Genomic DNA, 17288 nt, shown 5'->3' on the forward strand with positions numbered 1-17288 from the left:
CAAGCCGCCTTGCGACCAGTCCCAACGTCTCAAGCGCCGTCACTATTCCGGCTGCCCCCTTCACGAAATCGCGACGGCAGGAGCATGCGCACCAGCAGGCCGTTCTTCAGCAGGAAATGATGGCGCAGCGCCGCAAGCGCATGGATCGCGACGGCCGCCATCATGACATAGCCGAGCTGGCGGTGCACAGCGATCCAGAATTGCTCGGCTCCTTCCGAGACGCCGAGCGGAAGATGGGGCACGAGGAAGAGGTAGAAGGCAAGGGTAGGTATGGCGAGGACCGAGACCGACACCAGCGCCCAGCCGCTCAGCGGCAGCACGAACATCAGCGCATAAAGCAGCCGGTGCATCCCGCGCGCCAGGCGGGTCTCCACGTCCGACACCGTCGCAGGATAGGAAGGCAACGGATTGGCCAGCCGCCACCCCAGCCGGATCATCACCAGCGCCAGTGTCAAAAGGCCGAAGGATTTGTGCCACTGGATCAGGTCGAAGGCGAGACGCTGGTTCGCCAGCCGCACCATCACCGTTCCCATCACAAGCTGACTGATGATGAGCAGGGCGATCGCCCAATGGAGGGCAATCGCCACCAAGCCGTAACTGTCCTTGCCGTTGCGGATCACCGTCGGCCTCCGACGACATCAACGCCGGAGGAAACGCCGATCTTCCCGCGACTTCAAGGGGTCGCGACCGGTACCACAGCACCCAGCCGTCCGCTGCCTCCTGCGGGAGACGTGCTCTATGCGCGCAGCAAGCCGCCGGTCTGTTTCTTCACATTCTCGACAATACGGCCGGCCAGCGCCTCGAAATCCTCGTCCGTCAGGGTCTTGTCGACGGGCTGGATCGAGACCTCGATGGCGATCGACTTCCTGTCCGGGCCGAGGGCAGAGCCTTCGAAGACATCGAAGACGGACACGCCCGTGATGAGTTTCCTGTCGGCGGCAAGTGCCGCGCGGGTCAGCGTGCCCGCCTCCACCGTCCTGTCGACGACAAAGGCGAAATCGCGCTTGACCGCCTGGAAGGCCGAAAGTTCCAGCCTGGGCTTGGTGCGCGTCGGCTTGGCCTTCGGTTCCGGAACGGCGTCGACATAGACTTCGAAGCCGGCGAGCGGGCCGGAGACGTCGAGCACTTGCAGCGTGCGGGGATGAAACTCGCCAAAGGTGCCGAGCACGGTCTTGGGACCGAGCCTGATGGTGCCGCAGCGGCCGGGATGATACCAGGCCGGCCCGCCGGCCTCGACCTGCAGCTTGTCGACAGGGGCGCCGCAGGCTTCCAGGACGGCGAAGGCATCGGCCTTGGCGTCGAACACCCCGACGGTCCCGGCATTGCCGGCCCAGTGGCGGCCCGCCCCCTCGAGCCCGGCGGTGCCGCGGCGCACGCCCGCCGCCACGCGGCGCTGGCCCTGAGGCGCATCGCCTTCATAGGTGCCCGACACTTCGAACAGGGCCACGTCGCCGATGCCCTTGTCGGCATTGCGCTGCGCGGCCGCAATCAGGCCCGGCAGCAGGGAGGGGCGCATGTCGGACATGTCGGCGGCGATCGGATTGGCAAGCTTCAGCGACGGCTGGCCGCCACCGAACCATTCAGCATGCTTCGCCGGGATGAACGACCATGTGACCGCTTCCAGCATGCCCCGGACGGCAAGCGCGCGCTTCGCCGAGCGGGTGCGGATCTGCAGCGTCGTCAGGATCTTCGCGTTTACGACGTCATGGCTGGTCAGCGGCTGCGGCGCGATGTTGTCGACGCCGTGGATGCGCATGACCTCTTCCACGAGGTCGGCCTTGCCGTCGACATCGGGGCGCCACGACGGAACCGCCACGTCGACCACGTCGCCCGAGCGATCCGGGACGAAGCCGAGGCGTGACAGGATATCGAGGCTTTCGGCATTCGGCACGTCGAGACCGGTCAGCCGCTTCACTTCCGACACCGGGAAGGAGACGATCTTCGGCCGATGTCCGGCGTAACCGACAACCTCGGTCCCGGCGGGTTCGCCGCCGCAGAAGTCGAGCACCATGCGGGTCGCCAGTTCCAGGCCGGGAACCATGAATTCGGGATCGACACCGCGCTCGAAGCGGTAGCGCGCATCGGTGATGATCCCAAGCGAACGGCCGGTGCGGGCGATGTTGAGCGGCTCCCAAAGCGCCGACTCGATCAGCACGTCGATCGTGTTCTCGTCGCAGCCGGAATGCTCGCCGCCCATGACGCCGGCGATCGACTCGACGCCGTCCTGATCCGATATGACGCACATTTCCGGCGTCAGTTCGTATTCGCGGCCGTCCAGCGCCAGAACCTTCTCGCCGTCACGCGCGCGGCGCACGACGAGATCGCCCTTGACCTTGGCTGCGTCGAAGACGTGAAGCGGACGGCCGCGGTCGAAGGTGATGTAGTTGGTGATGTCGACCAGGGCATTGATCGGCCTGAGTCCGATGGCGAGCAGGCGCTGCTGCATCCATTTGGGCGACGGCCCGTTCTTCACGCCGCGCACCAGCCGCAACGCGAAGCCATGGCAGAGCGACGGCGTGTCCCCGAAATCGAGCGTCACCGCCACCGGCGTCCTGCCCTTGCCCGGCACAGTCTCGACCGGCGGCGTCTTCAGCCGGCCAAGCCCGCTCGCGGCCAGATCGCGGGCGATGCCGTGGACGCCGGTCGCATCGGGACGGTTGGGGGTGAGATTGATCTCGATGACAGGATCGTCAAGCTTCGCCCAGGCGGCGAAAGGCTGCCCGACCGGCGCATCGGCCGGAAGGTCGATGATGCCGTCATGCTCCTCGGAAAGCTCGAGCTCGCGCTCCGAGCACATCATGCCGTGGCTCTCCACGCCCCGGATCTTGCCGACCGAAAGCGTCACGTCGATCCCCGGGACATAGGTGCCTGGAGCGGCGAAGGCGCCGACGAGGCCGGCCCGTGCATTGGGCGCGCCGCAGACGACCTGGATCGGCTTGCCGTCGCCGGTGTCGACAGTGAGCACCTGAAGCTTGTCGGCGTCGGGATGACGCGCCGCCGTCAGCACCTTGGCGATAACGAAGGGCTTGAGACCGGACTTGTCGTCGACGGCTTCGACTTCGAGCCCGATTGCGGTCAGGCGCTCGACGATCTCGTCGAGCGACGCGTCGGTCTCGAGATGGTCCTTCAACCAGGAGAGGGTCAGTTTCATCAGGCTATCCTCCGGAAGTCTTCCGGTTTTCTCGATTGGGTTGCGGCGATGCTCAGGAGCCGCGACAGGATGTTGGCATAGCCGCGCGCATCGTCGATCGCGCGATGGGTGTGTTCGACATGACCGAGCCAGTCCGGCGGAAAGTCGTTCTTCAGCCAGTCCCCGTAAGGCCAGCCGAAGAGACCACCCATGAAGCTCGGAAGGTCGATGCCCGGGCCGTCGAACAGCTTGGGCCCGGGGAAGGGGCTGCTGAGCAGGCGGATCCCGAGGAAAGTCTTGAGATACTCGTCGATCCAGGCGCCGTCGAAGATCAGCGGCCGCGCCACGAAGACGCGCGGTCCCGGCAGGCCCTCGACCCAGCCAGCGAAACGCCGCATCTCGGCTTCGGCCGGACGGGGGTCGGTCGTCGCCGCCCTGAACGCCTCCGGATATCCCGCCCACCATGCCGTGGTCTCAAGGTTGGGACTGCGATCGGGACGAGGGGCGAGCACCGCCTCGAACTCTCCGACAATCGCTGCCGAACCGTCCACCGCGACGGAGGCGAAGCTCAGCATCGAGTTCGACTGCGGGTCCGGGCCATCGGCTTCGATATCGGTCACCACATAGGTCGGCTGGCTTCCGGTCATGGTGCTACGGCCTCGGCACGCTGGTCGACAGATGCCTGGGCAGTCCGTCGGGCATATGCACGAAGGGGAGTTGCTCGCGCACCCAGGCATGCTGCGTCGGCTTGTAGTAGGCGGCCATGTCCATGACACCCAGCATGAAGTAGATGCGGTCGGCGAGCCGTTTGTCGGTATAGGCGATCGGCGAGCCGCAGGTGCCGCAGAAGCTGCGCGTCACCGGTCCGTTGGTGTAGCGGCGCAAAGTATCGCCGGCGATGACCACGGCATCCGCCATGAAGCCGACGAAGGCAGAGACCGGCGCGCCCGACGCCTTGCGGCAGTCAGTGCAGTGGCAATAGCTGATGTGGTTGGGGTCGGCCGAAGTCTCGAACCGCACGCCACCGCAGCGGCAACCGCCGGAATGCAGCGCCGTCATGTACTGAGGCCTCCGAACAAGGTCGGCATGTCGAGCGGCCGGAAGCCGTAATGCGACAGCCAGCGCACATCCGCGTCGAAGAAGGCGCGCAGATCGGGCATGCCGTATTTCAGCATGGCGATGCGGTCGATGCCCATGCCCCAGGCGAAGCCCTGATACTCGTCGGGATCGAGGCCGCCGTAACGCAGCACGTTGGGATGGACCATGCCGCAGCCGAGGATCTCCATCCAGTCGGAACCCTCGCCGAAGCGCACCTCGCCCGGCCGCGAACGGTCGCACTGGATATCGACCTCGAGGCTCGGCTCGGTGAAGGGGAAGAAGCTCGGCCGGAACCGCATCTTCACCGACGGTACTTCGAAGAAGGCCTTGCAGAACTCTTCAAGCACCCACTTCATATTGGCGACATTGGCCGTCTTGTCGATCACCAGCCCTTCGACCTGATGAAACATCGGCGAATGGGTGGCGTCCGAATCCTGCCGGTAGGTCTTGCCCGGGATGACGATGCGGATCGGCGGCTTCTGCGCTTCCATGGTGCGGATCTGGACCGGCGAGGTGTGGGTGCGCAGGACCTTGCGCTCGCCCTTCTCGTCCGGCTGGAAGAAGAAGGTGTCGTGCATCTCGCGCGCCGGATGGCCCTCGGGGAAGTTCAGCGCGGTGAAATTGTAATAGTCGGTCTCGATGTCAGGGCCTTCGGCGATGGCGAAGCCAAGATCGCCGAAGATCGCCGCGATCTCGTCGATGACCTGGCTGATCGGATGGATGCGGCCCCGCTCGCCCGGCGACTGGCGCACCGGCAGGGTAACGTCGACCTTCTCCGCCGCGAGCCGTGCGGCAATCGCGACATCCTTCAGTTCCGCCCTGCGGGCCGAGAGCGCCTCGGCGACGCGGTTCTTGAGACCGTTGATGGCCGGGCCCTTGACCTGGCGCTCCTCGGGGCTCATCGCGCCCAGCGTCTTCAGAAGCTCCGAGATCGAGCCCTTCTTGCCGAGCGCAGAAACCCGCACGGCCTCGATCGCCTGCTCGTCCGACGCCGCTGCAATGTCGGCGACCAGCGCATCTTCAAGCGCGTTCAGATTGGTGCTTGCGTCGTTCACGATCAAACCCACTTCGTTCCTGCGTCGTCACCGCACCGGTGACCGGTCAAAGAAAAACCCGCGCCGGCCCTGCCAGCGCGGGTTTCCCAAATCAGAATTTCGAAAGCTTGGGAAGCGCTGGTCTTAGGCGACAGCGCTTTCAAAAGCATTCGGGGTGGTGTTCTTGAGATATTCGAGCGCGACCTTGGCCTTGGCGACCAGGACGGCGAAAGCCTGCGGCTCATGGATCGCCATGTCGGACAGGACCTTGCGGTCGATCTGGATGCCGGCCTTGTTCAGTCCGTCGATGAAGCGGCCATAGGTCAGCCCCTGCTCATGGACGGCGGCGTTGATGCGCTGGATCCAAAGGGCGCGGAACGAACGCTTGCGGTTCTTGCGGTCGCGATAGGCATACTGCTTCGACCGCTCCACCGCCTGCTTGGCGATGCGGATCGTGTTCTTGCGGCGGCCGTAGAAACCCTTGGCGGCTTTCAGGACCTTCTTGTGCTTGGCGTGGGCGGTTACGCCTCTTTTGACGCGTGCCATGTCATGATCTCCTTAAACGCTGTCCAGGCAGGGCTCAGAGGCCGCCGCCGTTGGGAAGAAAATTCTTGATGACCTTCCTGGCATCCGGCTCGGCCAGAACCATCGTGCCGCGGGCATCGCGAATGAACTTGTTGGTGCGCTTGATCATGCCATGGCGCTTGCCGGCGGCCTGCGCCTTGACGTTGCCGTTGGCGGTGATCTTGAACCGCTTCTTGGCAGCCGATTTGGTCTTCATCTTGGGCATTTTGCTACTCCTTCGACGGGTCCGGCGCCTTCGGCGACCACCCCTTGTTGTTGTTTCCGGACCGACCAAAGTCCGGAAAGCAAGAGAAACCGCCACGGCATGCCCTGCCGGGCGGCTTTTTTGGAACGCGGCCTTATAGCGGCGAGTCTGCGAAAGCGCAACTGCCTTGCCAAGACACATCGGACGCCCGGCCACGGAGGCCGGCGTCCGGTGTGGAAGCCGCCATGAGATCCGCTCAGCGGGGGGCCAGCACCATCATCATCTGGCGGCCCTCGAGCTTCGGCTCGGCCTCGACCTTGGCGATCGTGGCGACCTCTTCACGGACCTTGTTCAGGAGCTGCATGCCGAGCTCCATATGCGCCATCTCCCGGCCCCGGAAGCGCAGCGTCAGCTTGACCTTGTCGCCTTCCTCGAAGAACCGGCGGACCGCCTTCATCTTCACGTCATAGTCATGCGTGTCGATGTTGGGGCGCATCTTGATCTCCTTGATCTCGATGACCTTCTGGTTCTTGCGCGCCTCGGCCGCCTTCTTCTGGTTGGCGTATTTCAGCTTGCCGAGATCGAGGATCTTGACGACGGGCGGCGTTGCGTTCGGAGAGATCTCGACAAGGTCGAGCCCTGCCTCTTCGGCCGCCAGCAGTGCTTCGTTGATCGAAACATCGCCGCGATTGTTGCCGGTCTCGTCGATGAGCTGAACCCGGGGAACCCGGATGTCCCTGTTTGCGCGCGGGCCGTCCTTGGTAGGCGCCGCGGCTTTGAATGGCCTGCGAATGGTCGTGGTCTCCTTGAGCCGTTGACGAAAATTGTGTCGGTCGCGCCTATGTCGTGCGGGCGCGGCGCAAGTCAATAGCACAGCAAACAGAATAAATCACCCGAAACCGCACGCGGGACCGCAACGTCGCCCGGCTCTTTCCGCGCGATGCCGCCTATGCCAAAAGGCGTATCGACCGAGAGGGCATGATGACGAAAGAACTGAAGACCTGCATCGAGGTGGCCGGCAACCGGATCGAGGTGCGCCATCGTCCCGGCCGCCCGGCGGGCGCGGTCTGGCTTGGCGGCTTCCGCTCCGACATGGTCGGCACCAAGGCCGAAAGGCTCGACCAGTGGGCTGCCGAGACCGGCCACGCCTATCTGCGCCACGACTATTCGGGCCACGGCACGTCGGGCGGTTCGTTCCGGGACGGCACGATCTCGCGATGGCTCGACGAGAGCCTCGCCGTTTTCCGCCGCTTCACGACCGGCCCACAGGTGCTGGTCGGCTCGTCCATGGGGGCGTGGATCGCGCTGCGCATGACGGCCGAGCTCGGAAAGGCCGGCGAGGGCGACCGTGTCGGCGGGATGGTGCTGCTCGCGCCGGCGCCCGACTTCACGAGCGAGCTGATGGAGCCGCAACTGACGGCCGAGCACCGGCGCTCGCTCGCCGAGCGCGGCTATTTCGAGGAGCCGTCGGAATATTCGCCGGAGCCCAATATCTACACCCGCGCGCTGTTCGAGGACGGCGCGGCCAACCGGGTCATGACCGGGCCGATCGACACGCATTGCCATGTCCACATCCTGCAAGGTCTCGCCGACCCCGATGTCCCGCATCGGCATGCGCTGAAGCTGGTCGGGCTGCTGCCGGCCGACGATGTGACGCTGTCGCTGATTCCGGGCGGCGACCACCGCCTGTCGCGGCCTCAGGATCTCGACCTCCTCGTCAAGACGGTCGCGGCGATGGTCGAACAGGCAGCCTGAAGTGCGCGCATCGATCCCCGTCTCGGCCTTCGTCGCCGCGATCGTCGGCTTCGGCGGCACGCTCGCCGTGGTCGTCGCCGCAGCCGACGCGGTGGGTGCGACACAGGCCCAGACTGCGAGCGGGGTGACGGCGATCTGCCTGGCCATGGCGGTGGAGACGGGGTGGCTCTCCTGGCGCACCAGGATGCCCATCATCAGCGCCTGGTCGACCCCGGGCGCCGCGCTCGTCGCGGCGTCGAGCGGCTTCACCATGGCCGACGCCGTCGGCGCCTTCATCGTGGCAGCGCTTCTCCTGGTCGCCACGGGCCTGTTCCGGCCGCTGACCAAGCTGGTCTCGCGCATTCCTCCCTCGGTGGCGTCGGGCATGCTCGGCGGCATCCTTGTGAGCTTTGCCATCAATGCCGCGAAGACCGTGCCCGGCGACCCCTGGCTGATCCTGCCGCTCATTGCCGCCTTCTTCGTGATCCGCCTGTTCAATCCCGCGCTATCGGTGCTCGCGGTGCTGGTCGGCGGCGGGGCGGCCGCCTTCCTGACCGGCCGCATCGGCGGCCTGCCCGCCCCGGAACTCTCGACGCTGACCTTGACCATGCCCGAATTCTCGGTCGGAGCGACGGTCGGCCTCGCGATCCCGCTCTATCTCGTCACCATGGCGTCGCAGAACCTTTCCGGCCTCGCCGTGCTGCGCGCAGCCGGCTACCATCCGGACGCGGGGCCGCTGATCGGCGTCACCGGGCTCTTGTCGCTGCTATCGGCACCGTTCGGCGCGCTGACCAGCAATCTCGCCGCGATCTCGGCCGCGATCTGCACCGGCCCCGACGCGCATCCGGACCCCGCCGAACGCTGGAAGACGGGTCCCTTCTACGCTCTCGCCTATCTGGTCTTCGCCATATTCGGTGCATCGCTCGTGGCGATCCTGGCGGTGCTTCCGCAACACCTGATCGTGCTGGTCGCCGGCCTCGCCTTGATGGCGCCGCTCGCCAATGCGCTGTCGATCGCGCTCGGCGACGAGCGGCAGCGCATGGCGGCGACCACCGCCTTCGCCGTCACCGCTTCGGGCCTCGCCCTATTCGGCGTCGGCGCAGCCTTCTGGGGCCTGGTCGCAGGGCTGGCCGTGCTCGCCCTCGACGCCTTCAGAAAACGCTAGCGTATCTGGCTCGAGCGTGGCATCGGCTTCGAGGAAAATCCGATGCTGCAGCAAATGGATAGAGCTGCAGCAGCAATTCTGTCAGCGCTCAGGTTGCTCCCGATATCGCGACTGCTTGTCGGGTTTTGCCCAAAACCATCTTGAATCGCCATTTTTCCCTTCCCATGTCGAGTGGAGCAGCCGGAATCGGTTGCCCCCAACGGAAGGAACGGGAGAAGATGAACACGACTGCACTGATCCGTCCGGCGTGGACGCCGGCGACCATCGCGCTGATGGTGATCGGCTTCATGGTGTTCTGGCCGCTCGGCCTCGCCATGCTCGCCTATATCATCTGGGGCGACCGGCTCGACGGCTTCAAGCGCGACGTAAACCGCGCCACGGACGGCATTTTCGCCGGCTGCCGCGGGCGCCACGGCCATCATCGCAGCTATGGCCGCACCGGCAACGTGGCCTTCGACGACTGGCGCGAGAAGGAACTCGAGCGTCTCGCCGAAGAGCGCCGCAAGCTCGACGAGACGCTGAACGAGTTCGACGAATATATGCGCGAGCTGCGCCGCGCCAAGGACCAGGAAGAGTTCGACCGCTTCATGGCCAATCGCTCGAAGACGACGCCCGCGCCCACCCAGAACACGGGCAAGCGCAAGGGTTCTTCGTCGGGCCTGCTCGACGAAGTCTGAGACAGGATCCATCAACGGCAGAATCGGCGCCGGCAACGGCGCCGTTTTTCATCGGGAGAATACGCACCGGCATTCCACCCTCGCCTGACACCACGAATCAGTGTTTTCTCCACCCATGCCCTTCGCATTCCTGAAACGCCTGCAGACGCCGAGGCCCGTGCCCGTGCAAGAACGGATGCATGAGGTCGCCGGCCGCACGCTGCCGCTCAGGATCGTCGAGAACGACCGCGCCCGCCGCCTGACGCTGCGTATCGACAGCGGCGGCCGGGGCCTTCGGATCACCATTCCGCCCGGCGTCGCCGCCCGCGACGTCGAACGTTTCCTCGACCGCCACCAGGGCTGGCTGGAACAGCGCTTGGCCAAGGTGCCTGACCGGCCGCAGGTGCGTCCCGGCATCAAGATCCCGCTGCGCGGCGTGGCGCACCGCATCGTGCACGAACCCGGCACGCGCGGCAGCGTCAGCATCGACCGCGACGAGACGGGACCGCTGCTCGTCGTCCATGGCGACCGCCGGCATCTGCCGCGGCGGCTGGCCGATTTCCTGAAGCGCGAGGCCAAGCGCGATATCGAGGCGCTGGTCGCGAAGCACACGACAACCATCGGCAAGCGGGCCAAGGCGGTGCGCTTCCGTGACACCTCGAGCCGCTGGGGCTCGTGCACCTCGGACGGCACGCTCTCCTTCTCCTGGCGCATCATGATGGCACCCGCACCCGTCATCGACTATCTCGTCGCCCATGAGGTCGCGCATCTCAAGGAGATGAACCACGGGCCGAAGTTCTGGAAGCTCTGCAAGGAACTCTGTCCCGACACCGAGCGCTGCCGGGACTGGCTGAAACGCAATGGCGGCGCGCTGCATGCGATACAGTTCGAGTGATGAGCGAATAGCGAGTAGCCAATAGCGAATAGGGGAAGAAGAGGATTGGCTGACAGGGCCGGCTAAGCAACCTCTCACGCGGCTCCCCTATTCGCTACTCACTATTCGCTATTCGCTCATTCCCTCTTTTCCTCGACTTCGCCGGCTTTTCGTGCCACTGCCAACGCCATGTCCATCGACGTCAAGATCTGCGGCCTCAAGACCGACGAAACGCTGCAAGCGGCGCTTGCCGCCGGCGCTTCGCATGTCGGCTTCATCTTCTTCCCCAAGAGCCCGCGCAACATCGCGCCCGAAGAGGCGGGACGGCTGCGGCAGGCGGCCAGCGGCAGGGCGAAAGCCGTTGCCGTGACCGTCGACGCCGACGATGCCGCGCTCGACGCGATCGTGGCCACCATGGCGCCCGACATGCTGCAGCTTCACGGCAAGGAGACGCCCGAACGGGCGGCGGCCGTGAAGGCACGCTATCGCCTGCCCGTCATGAAGGCCTTTTCCATCAGCACGCCCGATGATCTGCGGAAACCACGAGCCTTCGCCGGTATCGCCGACCGCTTCCTGTTCGATGCCAAGCCGCCGGCGGGATCGGAATTGCCCGGCGGCAACGGTGTTTCGTTCGACTGGCGCCTGCTCGCCGGCCTTGACGCTGAAGTCGATTACATGCTTTCGGGTGGGCTCAACGCCGCCAATATCGGCGACGCGCTCCGTCTCGCCAAGCCGCCCGGAATCGATATCTCCTCCGGTGTGGAAAGCGCTCCGGGCGTCAAGGATGTGGGGCTGATCACGGAATTCTTCCGGGCCGTTCGGACCGCGCAGGAGAAGAGCGCCGTATGAAGCCGCGCGGGAGGTCGTCTCCTTTCCCCTCGCGCACGCCCGCGGCCGCCGGAACCTTGCCGGGATGAGAGATTGAACTGCCCCGGGCAGCACAGGACAGAACGATGAACAAGCCCTTAGATCCGAATTCCTTCCGCACCGGCCCCGACGAGCAGGGCATGTTCGGCATCTTCGGCGGCCGCTTCGTGGCCGAGACGCTGATGCCGCTGATCCTCGACCTCGAACGGCACTGGAACGAAGCCAGGGACGACCCGGCCTTCCGCGCCGAGCTGCAGGCGCTGTCGACGTTTTATGCCGGCCGGCCCTCGAAGCTCTATTTCGCCGAGGGGCTGACCCGCCATCTGCGCGAGGTGTCCGCGGCCAAGGGCCGCGGGGGTGGCGCCAAGGTCTATTTCAAGCGCGAGGACCTGAACCACACCGGCTCGCACAAGATCAACAACTGCCTCGGCCAGATCCTCCTGGCCAAGCGCATGGGCAAGAAGCGCATCATCGCCGAGACGGGTGCGGGCCAGCACGGCGTCGCCTCGGCCACGGTCGCCGCCCGCTTCGGCTATCCTTGCGTGGTCTATATGGGCGCCACCGACGTCGAGCGGCAAAAACCCAACGTCTTCCGCATGAAGCTTTTGGGCGCCGAGGTGCGGCCGGTGTCGGCCGGCCACGGCACGCTGAAGGACGCCATGAACGAGGCGCTGCGCGACTGGGTGACCAATGTCGAGGACACCTATTATCTGATCGGCACCGCCGCCGGGCCGCATCCCTATCCGGAGCTGGTGCGCGACTTCCAGTCGGTGATCGGCACCGAGGCGCGGGCCCAGATCCTCGAGCAGGAGGGCCGCCTGCCCGACGTCGTCATCGCCGCCGTCGGCGGCGGCTCCAACGCCATCGGCATCTTCCATCCCTTCCTCGACGACCGCGGCGTCAGGATCGTCGGCGTCGAGGCCGGCGGCCGCGGTCTCGACGGCATCGAGCACTGCGCCTCGATGAATGCCGGGCGGCCGGGCGTGCTGCACGGCAACCGCACCTATCTGCTGCAGAACGACGACGGCCAGATCCTCGACGGCCATTCGATCTCGGCCGGCCTCGACTATCCCGGCGTCGGGCCCGAGCATGCCTGGCTGCGCGACAGCGGCCGCGTCGACTATGTGCCCATCCTCGACGACGAGGCGCTCGACGCCTTCCAGCTGACCACCAAGGTCGAAGGCATCATCCCGGCGCTGGAATCGGCCCATGCCATCGCCCATGCGGTCAAGCTCGCGCCCGCCATGGACAAGGACCGGATCGTCATCGTCAATTTGTCGGGCCGCGGCGACAAGGACGTGCATACGGTGGCCCAGATGATGGGCATGGAGATCTGATCATGACGACCCGCATCGACCGCCGCTTCGCAAAGCTCAAGGCCGAGGGCCGCCCGGCGCTGGTCACCTATTTCATGGGGGGCGACCCCGACTACGACACCTCGCTGTCGATCATGAAGGCGCTGCCCGGGGCCGGCAGCGACGTGATCGAGCTCGGCATGCCGTTCTCCGACCCGATGGCCGACGGCCCGGCGATCCAGGCGGCGGGGCTGCGGGCGCTGAAGGGCGGGCAGACGCTGGCCAGGACGCTGCAGCTCGCCCGCGAGTTCCGCAAGCACGACGCCGACACGCCCGTCATCATGATGGGCTACTACAACCCGATCTACAGCTACGGGGTCGAGCGCTTCGTGGCCGACGCGCTCGAAGCCGGCATCGACGGGCTGATCGTCGTCGACCTGCCGCCCGAGATGGACGAGGAGCTCTGCCTGCCCGCCCTCAGGGCCGGCTTGAACTTCATTAGGCTCGCGACCCCGACCACCGACGACCGCCGCCTGCCGACCGTGCTGCGCAACACCTCTGGTTTCGTCTATTATGTGTCGATGACCGGCATCACCGGCTCCGCACTGCCCGACACGACGAAGGTCGCCGACGCGGTCGACCGCATCAAGAGCCACACCGACTTGCCGGTCTGCGTCGGCTTCGGGGTCAAGACCGCCGAGCAGGCGCGGGTCATCGGCGGATCGGCAGACGGCGTGGTGGTGGGCACGGCGATCGTCAATGCGGTCGCCAATGTGCTCGGCCCCAGGGGCGAGAAGACGGCGGACCCGGCCGAGGCCGTGGCGACGCTGGTCAACGGGCTCGCCCAAGGCGTGCGCTCGGCCCGCCTTGCTTCGGCCCGATAGTTCGCCCATCTGTTTGGTACGGCCCGTCCCGGGCAGATGAGGCCTCGGCAAACTAGGCCCCGACAAACTAGGAATGACGCGATGAACTGGATCACCAACTTCGTCCGGCCGAAGATCAATTCGATGCTGGGCCGCCGCGAGATGCCGGAAAATCTCTGGATCAAGGATCCCGAGAGCGGCGAAATGGTCTTCCACAAGGACCTCGAGGAAAACCAGTTCGTCATCCCCTCCTCCGGCCATCACATGAAGATCGCCGCCAAGGAGCGGCTCAAATATTTCTTTGACGACGGCAGATACGAGGTCATCGAGAACCCCAAGGTGACCGTCGATCCGCTGAAGTTCCGCGACGAGAAACGCTACATCGACCGGCTGAAGGACGCCAAGGCCAAGACCGGCCTGGAAGACGCTATCCTCAACGCCACGGGCACCATCGAAGGCCTGCCCATCGTGGCGACCGTGCAGGACTTCGCCTTCATGGGCGGCTCGCTCGGCATGGCCGCCGGCGACGCCATTATCAGGGCGTTCGAGGTGGCGCTCGAGAAGAAGCGGCCGCTGGTGCTCTTTGCCGCCTCGGGCGGCGCGCGCATGCAGGAAGGCATCCTGTCGCTGATGCAGCTGCCGCGCACCACGGTCGGCGTCGACCGGCTGAAGGAGGCGGGCCTTCCCTATGTCGTGGTGCTCACCAATCCGACCACCGGCGGCGTCACAGCTTCCTACGCCATGCTGGGCGACGTCCACATCGCGGAGCCTGGCGCGCTCATCGGCTTCGCCGGCCCCCGCGTGATCGAGCAGACCATCCGCGAAAAGCTGCCCGAGGGCTTCCAGCGCTCCGAATATCTGATGGAGCACGGCATGGTCGACATGGTCGTCTCCCGCCTCGACCTGAAGGACACGATCGCCCGGCTCCTGAAGATCCTCCTGAAGACACCCGACGACGACGCGATCGAAGCGGAGGCGCCGCCGCCGTCCGTGCTATCGGCAGAAGCGCGGCCGCACGCCTGACGCCCGCCCCTCCGGCCGGCGCGCCTGAAGCGCGTCGCATGAAGAAGGATGCACGCGACCAGGTTCAGGTTCTTGGTTTAGCGCATGTCTTTTTCCCGAAGCCGCCGCACATTTTCGGGAGACATGCTTTGACGCCGCAGCAAGGTATGACCGTGACCGCCACAACCGCCGCCGATCTCGAAATAGAGCGCCTTATGGCGCTCCACCCGAAGGGTTTCGACCTTTCGCTGGAACGAATCACCCGGCTGTTGAGGCGGCTCGGCGACCCGCAGGACCGGCTACCTCCGGTGATCCATATCGCCGGCACCAACGGCAAGGGCTCGGCCGCGGCCTTCTCGCGGGCGCTGCTGGAGGCCGAAGGCAAGCGGGTGCATGTCCACACCTCGCCGCATCTGGTGAACTGGCATGAGCGCTACCGCATCGGCGCGCCTGATGGCGGGAGGCTGGTCGCCGACGACGTGCTCGCCGACGCGATCGCACGCGTGGCTGCAGCCAATAGCGGCGAGACGATCACCGTCTTCGAAGTGTTGACCGCCGTCACTTTCCTGCTCTTCGCGGAACATCCGGCCGATGCCGCCATCATCGAGGTCGGGCTGGGCGGCCGCTTCGACGCGACCAATGTCATCAGGAACCCGGCGGTCAGCTTGATCATGCCGATCTCGCTCGACCATCAGGCCTATCTCGGCGACAGGGTGGAACTGATCGCGGCGGAGAAGGCCGGCATCATCAAGCCGGACGCGCCCGTCGTCATCGGCGCGCAGGAATATGATGCGGCGCAGGACCTGCTGGTCGAGACCGCCGAGCGGCACGGCTGCCCGCTTTGGGTCTACGGACAGGACTTCCTCGCCTACGAGGAGAACAGACGCATGATCTATCAGGACGAGGAAGGCCTGATGGATCTGACACCGCCACGGCTGGCCGGCCGCCACCAGTTCGCCAATGCGGCGGCGGCGATCGCCGCGGTCAAGGCGGCGGGATTCGAGCTGAGCCATACGGCCGTCGACCGCGCCATGGTCACGGTCGAATGGCCCGGCCGCATGCAGCGGCTGCCGCAGGGTCGCCTGTCGGAGCTGGCTCCGACCGGCGCCGAGGTGTGGATCGACGGCGGTCACAATCCCGGCGCGGGCCTGGTCATCGCCGAGGCGCTGACGGAGCAGGAGGAGAAGTTCCCCCGGCCGCTCTTCCTCATTTCGGGCATGATCAACACCAAGGACCAGACCGGCTATTTCAGCGCCTTCCACGGCATGGCCCGCCACGTCTACACCGTTCCGGTGAGTGCCAGCGACACCGGGGTGCCCAATGCCGAGCTCGCGGCGCGCGCCGCGGAAGCCGGCCTGTCGGCCGAGCCCGTGAATTCGGTCGCCAATGCCCTCATGCTGCTGCGCGACACCTGGGATCCGTCGGAGACGCCGCCGCGCATCCTCATCGGCGGTTCGCTCTACCTGGTCGGGGCCGTGCTGGCGCAGAACGGCACGCCGCCGGTGTGAGGGGCTTACACCAATGGGGCCTGGATGTTGACACATCCAGGTAAGGTGGATGCTCAGGCATCCACCTTACCTCAGTCACCGGCGCGGCCCATCCGGGCCGCTTGGAGCGCCGCGCGTCCGTTTGGACGCGCAAAGGACGCTCCAGCACTTTGAGCCAACGCATCGTGCTTTCCGAAAATCGTGCACGATTTTCGGGCCGATGCGGTAGCTTTCGCGCCAACGGGCGTGGGCAACGCGGTCGCGCGCTCCAACGGTCGATCTTGTCGACCGTTGGTATTACTTCAGCTCGACCTCGATAAAGGTGTATTCGGCGCCGCTGGCGTTGACGACGTCGTGCTCGACGCCCGCGCTGCGGAAATATGGCACGCCCTGCTTCATGTCGGCGAAGGTCTCGCCCTGCTTTGTCACCAGCTTCAGGCGGCCGTCCATCAGCGGCACCACGACATAATCGTGGCCGTGCCGATGCCAACCGGTACTGGCGCCATCGGCGAAACGGTACTCCGTGACGATCACGCGGTCATTGTCGATGAGGACCTTTGCTTTTGCCGCTGTCGACATTATGGGCTCCTGGCTGGGGACTTTGCGCCGAGCAAAGCGGCGGAAAGCGGGCCGGACGAGTGCCAGGTGGCCTCATACCGATAGGCCTGGATGTCCAGGCCAGATGGATGCTCACGCATCCCCTTACCTCAGTCGCCGGCGCGGCCGATCCGGGCCCCCCGGCTTTCGCGCTACCGCATCGGCCCGAGAATCGGACACGATCTTCGGATAGCGGTGGCACTCAGTCGCAGAGGGTCCTTTGCGGGTCCAAGTGGACGCGCGGCGCTCAATCGCGCGCTCCGGCGGTCGATGAGATCGACCGCCGGTATAGTTCAATACGACCAGCAAAAAGCCCGGCGTGACGGCCGGGCTCGTGCATGGTGTGGAGCGGAGCGCGTCAGGCGACGGCGCCGTTGATCCAATGCGACAGGGCCGTCTTTGGCGCCGCGCCGACCTTCATATCGGCCACTTCGCCGCCCTTGAAGATCATCAGCGTGGGAATCGAGCGCACGCCGTACTGGGCGGCCAGCTCCGGATTCTCGTCGATATTGAGCTTGGCGACCTTCACCTTGCCGTCCAGCTCGGTCGAGATCTCCTCGAGCGCCGGGGCGATCATCTTGCAGGGTCCGCACCACTCGGCCCAGAAATCGACGACGACGGGCTCCTTCGCATCGAGCACGTCGGCCTGGAAGCTGTTCTTGTCGGTCTTGACGGTGGCCATGCTGGCATTCCTTTCGCGAGGATTCGTTCGCACAA

At 65.7% G+C, this 17288-nt stretch carries 19 protein-coding genes; 9 read left to right on the top strand and 10 right to left on the bottom strand.

Going from position 1 to position 17288, the window contains the following annotated elements; genetic code table 11:
- Window positions 1-29: 29 nt before the first annotated feature.
- The 8 genes from JN280_RS05480 to infC form a co-directional block, all read right to left on the bottom strand.
- The gene (locus JN280_RS05480) at window positions 30-620 is read right to left on the bottom strand and encodes a cytochrome b (protein WP_202310566.1); all 591 of its coding nucleotides are present in this window, start codon (window positions 618-620) and stop codon (window positions 30-32) included.
- Window positions 621-736: 116 nt separating this feature from the next.
- On the bottom strand, window positions 737-3151 hold the full coding sequence (gene pheT, locus JN280_RS05485) for a phenylalanine--tRNA ligase subunit beta (RefSeq protein ID WP_202310568.1): 2415 nt from the start codon (window positions 3149-3151) through the stop codon (window positions 737-739).
- Window positions 3151-3777, bottom strand: coding sequence for a DNA polymerase III subunit epsilon (locus tag JN280_RS05490; protein ID WP_202310569.1), 627 nt, complete (start codon window positions 3775-3777; stop codon window positions 3151-3153). Before JN280_RS05490 ends, pheT begins: the two co-directional genes overlap by 1 nt.
- A gap of 4 nt (window positions 3778-3781) precedes the next feature.
- Window positions 3782-4189: a GFA family protein gene (locus JN280_RS05495; RefSeq protein WP_202310570.1), complete on the bottom strand. Its 408-nt coding sequence runs from the start codon at window positions 4187-4189 to the stop codon at window positions 3782-3784.
- Window positions 4186-5283 carry a phenylalanine--tRNA ligase subunit alpha gene (gene pheS / locus JN280_RS05500; RefSeq protein ID WP_202310571.1) on the bottom strand — a complete coding sequence of 366 codons (1098 nt, stop codon included), beginning with the start codon at window positions 5281-5283 and terminating at the stop codon, window positions 4186-4188. Before pheS ends, JN280_RS05495 begins: the two co-directional genes overlap by 4 nt.
- A gap of 123 nt (window positions 5284-5406) precedes the next feature.
- The gene (gene rplT / locus JN280_RS05505) at window positions 5407-5808 is read right to left on the bottom strand and encodes a 50S ribosomal protein L20 (protein ID WP_202310572.1); all 402 of its coding nucleotides are present in this window, start codon (window positions 5806-5808) and stop codon (window positions 5407-5409) included.
- 34 nt (window positions 5809-5842) lie between these two features.
- A complete protein-coding gene (rpmI, locus tag JN280_RS05510) occupies window positions 5843-6052 on the bottom strand; it encodes a 50S ribosomal protein L35 (protein ID WP_202310573.1) in 210 nt (69 codons plus the stop codon).
- Between the two features lie 235 nt (window positions 6053-6287).
- On the bottom strand, window positions 6288-6824 hold the full coding sequence (gene infC, locus JN280_RS05515) for a translation initiation factor IF-3 (protein WP_202314564.1): 537 nt from the start codon (window positions 6822-6824) through the stop codon (window positions 6288-6290).
- A 188-nt stretch (window positions 6825-7012) separates the two neighbouring features.
- Between infC and JN280_RS05520 the strand changes: the two genes are divergently transcribed.
- The 9 genes from JN280_RS05520 (at window position 7013) to JN280_RS05560 (ending at window position 15995) form a co-directional block, all read left to right on the top strand.
- Entirely contained in the window at window positions 7013-7786 is a 774-nt protein-coding gene (locus JN280_RS05520; RefSeq protein ID WP_202310574.1) for an alpha/beta hydrolase, read from the top strand.
- 1 nt (window position 7787) lies between these two features.
- Complete coding sequence (locus tag JN280_RS05525) at window positions 7788-8930, top strand: benzoate/H(+) symporter BenE family transporter (protein WP_202310575.1); 1143 nt, start codon at window positions 7788-7790, stop codon at window positions 8928-8930.
- Between the two features lie 218 nt (window positions 8931-9148).
- Complete coding sequence (locus tag JN280_RS05530; protein WP_202310576.1) at window positions 9149-9607, top strand: DUF2852 domain-containing protein; 459 nt, start codon at window positions 9149-9151, stop codon at window positions 9605-9607.
- 115 nt (window positions 9608-9722) lie between these two features.
- A complete protein-coding gene (locus tag JN280_RS05535) occupies window positions 9723-10481 on the top strand; it encodes a M48 family metallopeptidase (RefSeq protein WP_202310577.1) in 759 nt (252 codons plus the stop codon).
- A gap of 168 nt (window positions 10482-10649) precedes the next feature.
- On the top strand, window positions 10650-11309 hold the full coding sequence (locus JN280_RS05540; RefSeq protein ID WP_202310579.1) for a phosphoribosylanthranilate isomerase: 660 nt from the start codon (window positions 10650-10652) through the stop codon (window positions 11307-11309).
- Window positions 11310-11413: 104 nt separating this feature from the next.
- Window positions 11414-12664 carry a tryptophan synthase subunit beta gene (gene trpB / locus JN280_RS05545; protein WP_202310580.1) on the top strand — a complete coding sequence of 417 codons (1251 nt, stop codon included), beginning with the start codon at window positions 11414-11416 and terminating at the stop codon, window positions 12662-12664.
- A gap of 2 nt (window positions 12665-12666) precedes the next feature.
- Window positions 12667-13506 (top strand): tryptophan synthase subunit alpha, encoded by an 840-nt coding sequence (gene trpA, locus JN280_RS05550; RefSeq protein WP_202310581.1) that lies wholly within the window; start codon window positions 12667-12669, stop codon window positions 13504-13506.
- 81 nt (window positions 13507-13587) lie between these two features.
- The gene (gene accD / locus JN280_RS05555) at window positions 13588-14508 is read left to right on the top strand and encodes an acetyl-CoA carboxylase, carboxyltransferase subunit beta (protein ID WP_202310582.1); all 921 of its coding nucleotides are present in this window, start codon (window positions 13588-13590) and stop codon (window positions 14506-14508) included.
- 146 nt (window positions 14509-14654) lie between these two features.
- Window positions 14655-15995, top strand: coding sequence for a bifunctional folylpolyglutamate synthase/dihydrofolate synthase (locus JN280_RS05560; protein WP_202310583.1), 1341 nt, complete (start codon window positions 14655-14657; stop codon window positions 15993-15995).
- A gap of 276 nt (window positions 15996-16271) precedes the next feature.
- Here the strand turns inward: JN280_RS05560 and JN280_RS05565 are convergent, their stop codons facing one another.
- Both JN280_RS05565 and trxA read right to left on the bottom strand, forming a co-directional pair.
- Window positions 16272-16553 (bottom strand): cupin domain-containing protein, encoded by a 282-nt coding sequence (locus JN280_RS05565; protein WP_202310584.1) that lies wholly within the window; start codon window positions 16551-16553, stop codon window positions 16272-16274.
- A gap of 376 nt (window positions 16554-16929) precedes the next feature.
- Window positions 16930-17253, bottom strand: a complete 324-nt coding sequence (gene trxA / locus JN280_RS05570; RefSeq protein WP_202310585.1) for a thioredoxin — start codon at window positions 17251-17253, stop codon at window positions 16930-16932.
- Between the last annotated feature and the right edge of the window lie 35 nt (window positions 17254-17288).

The sequence above is a fragment of the Mesorhizobium sp. L-8-10 genome (genome assembly GCF_016756635.1).
Classification (GTDB): Bacteria; Pseudomonadota; Alphaproteobacteria; order Rhizobiales; family Rhizobiaceae.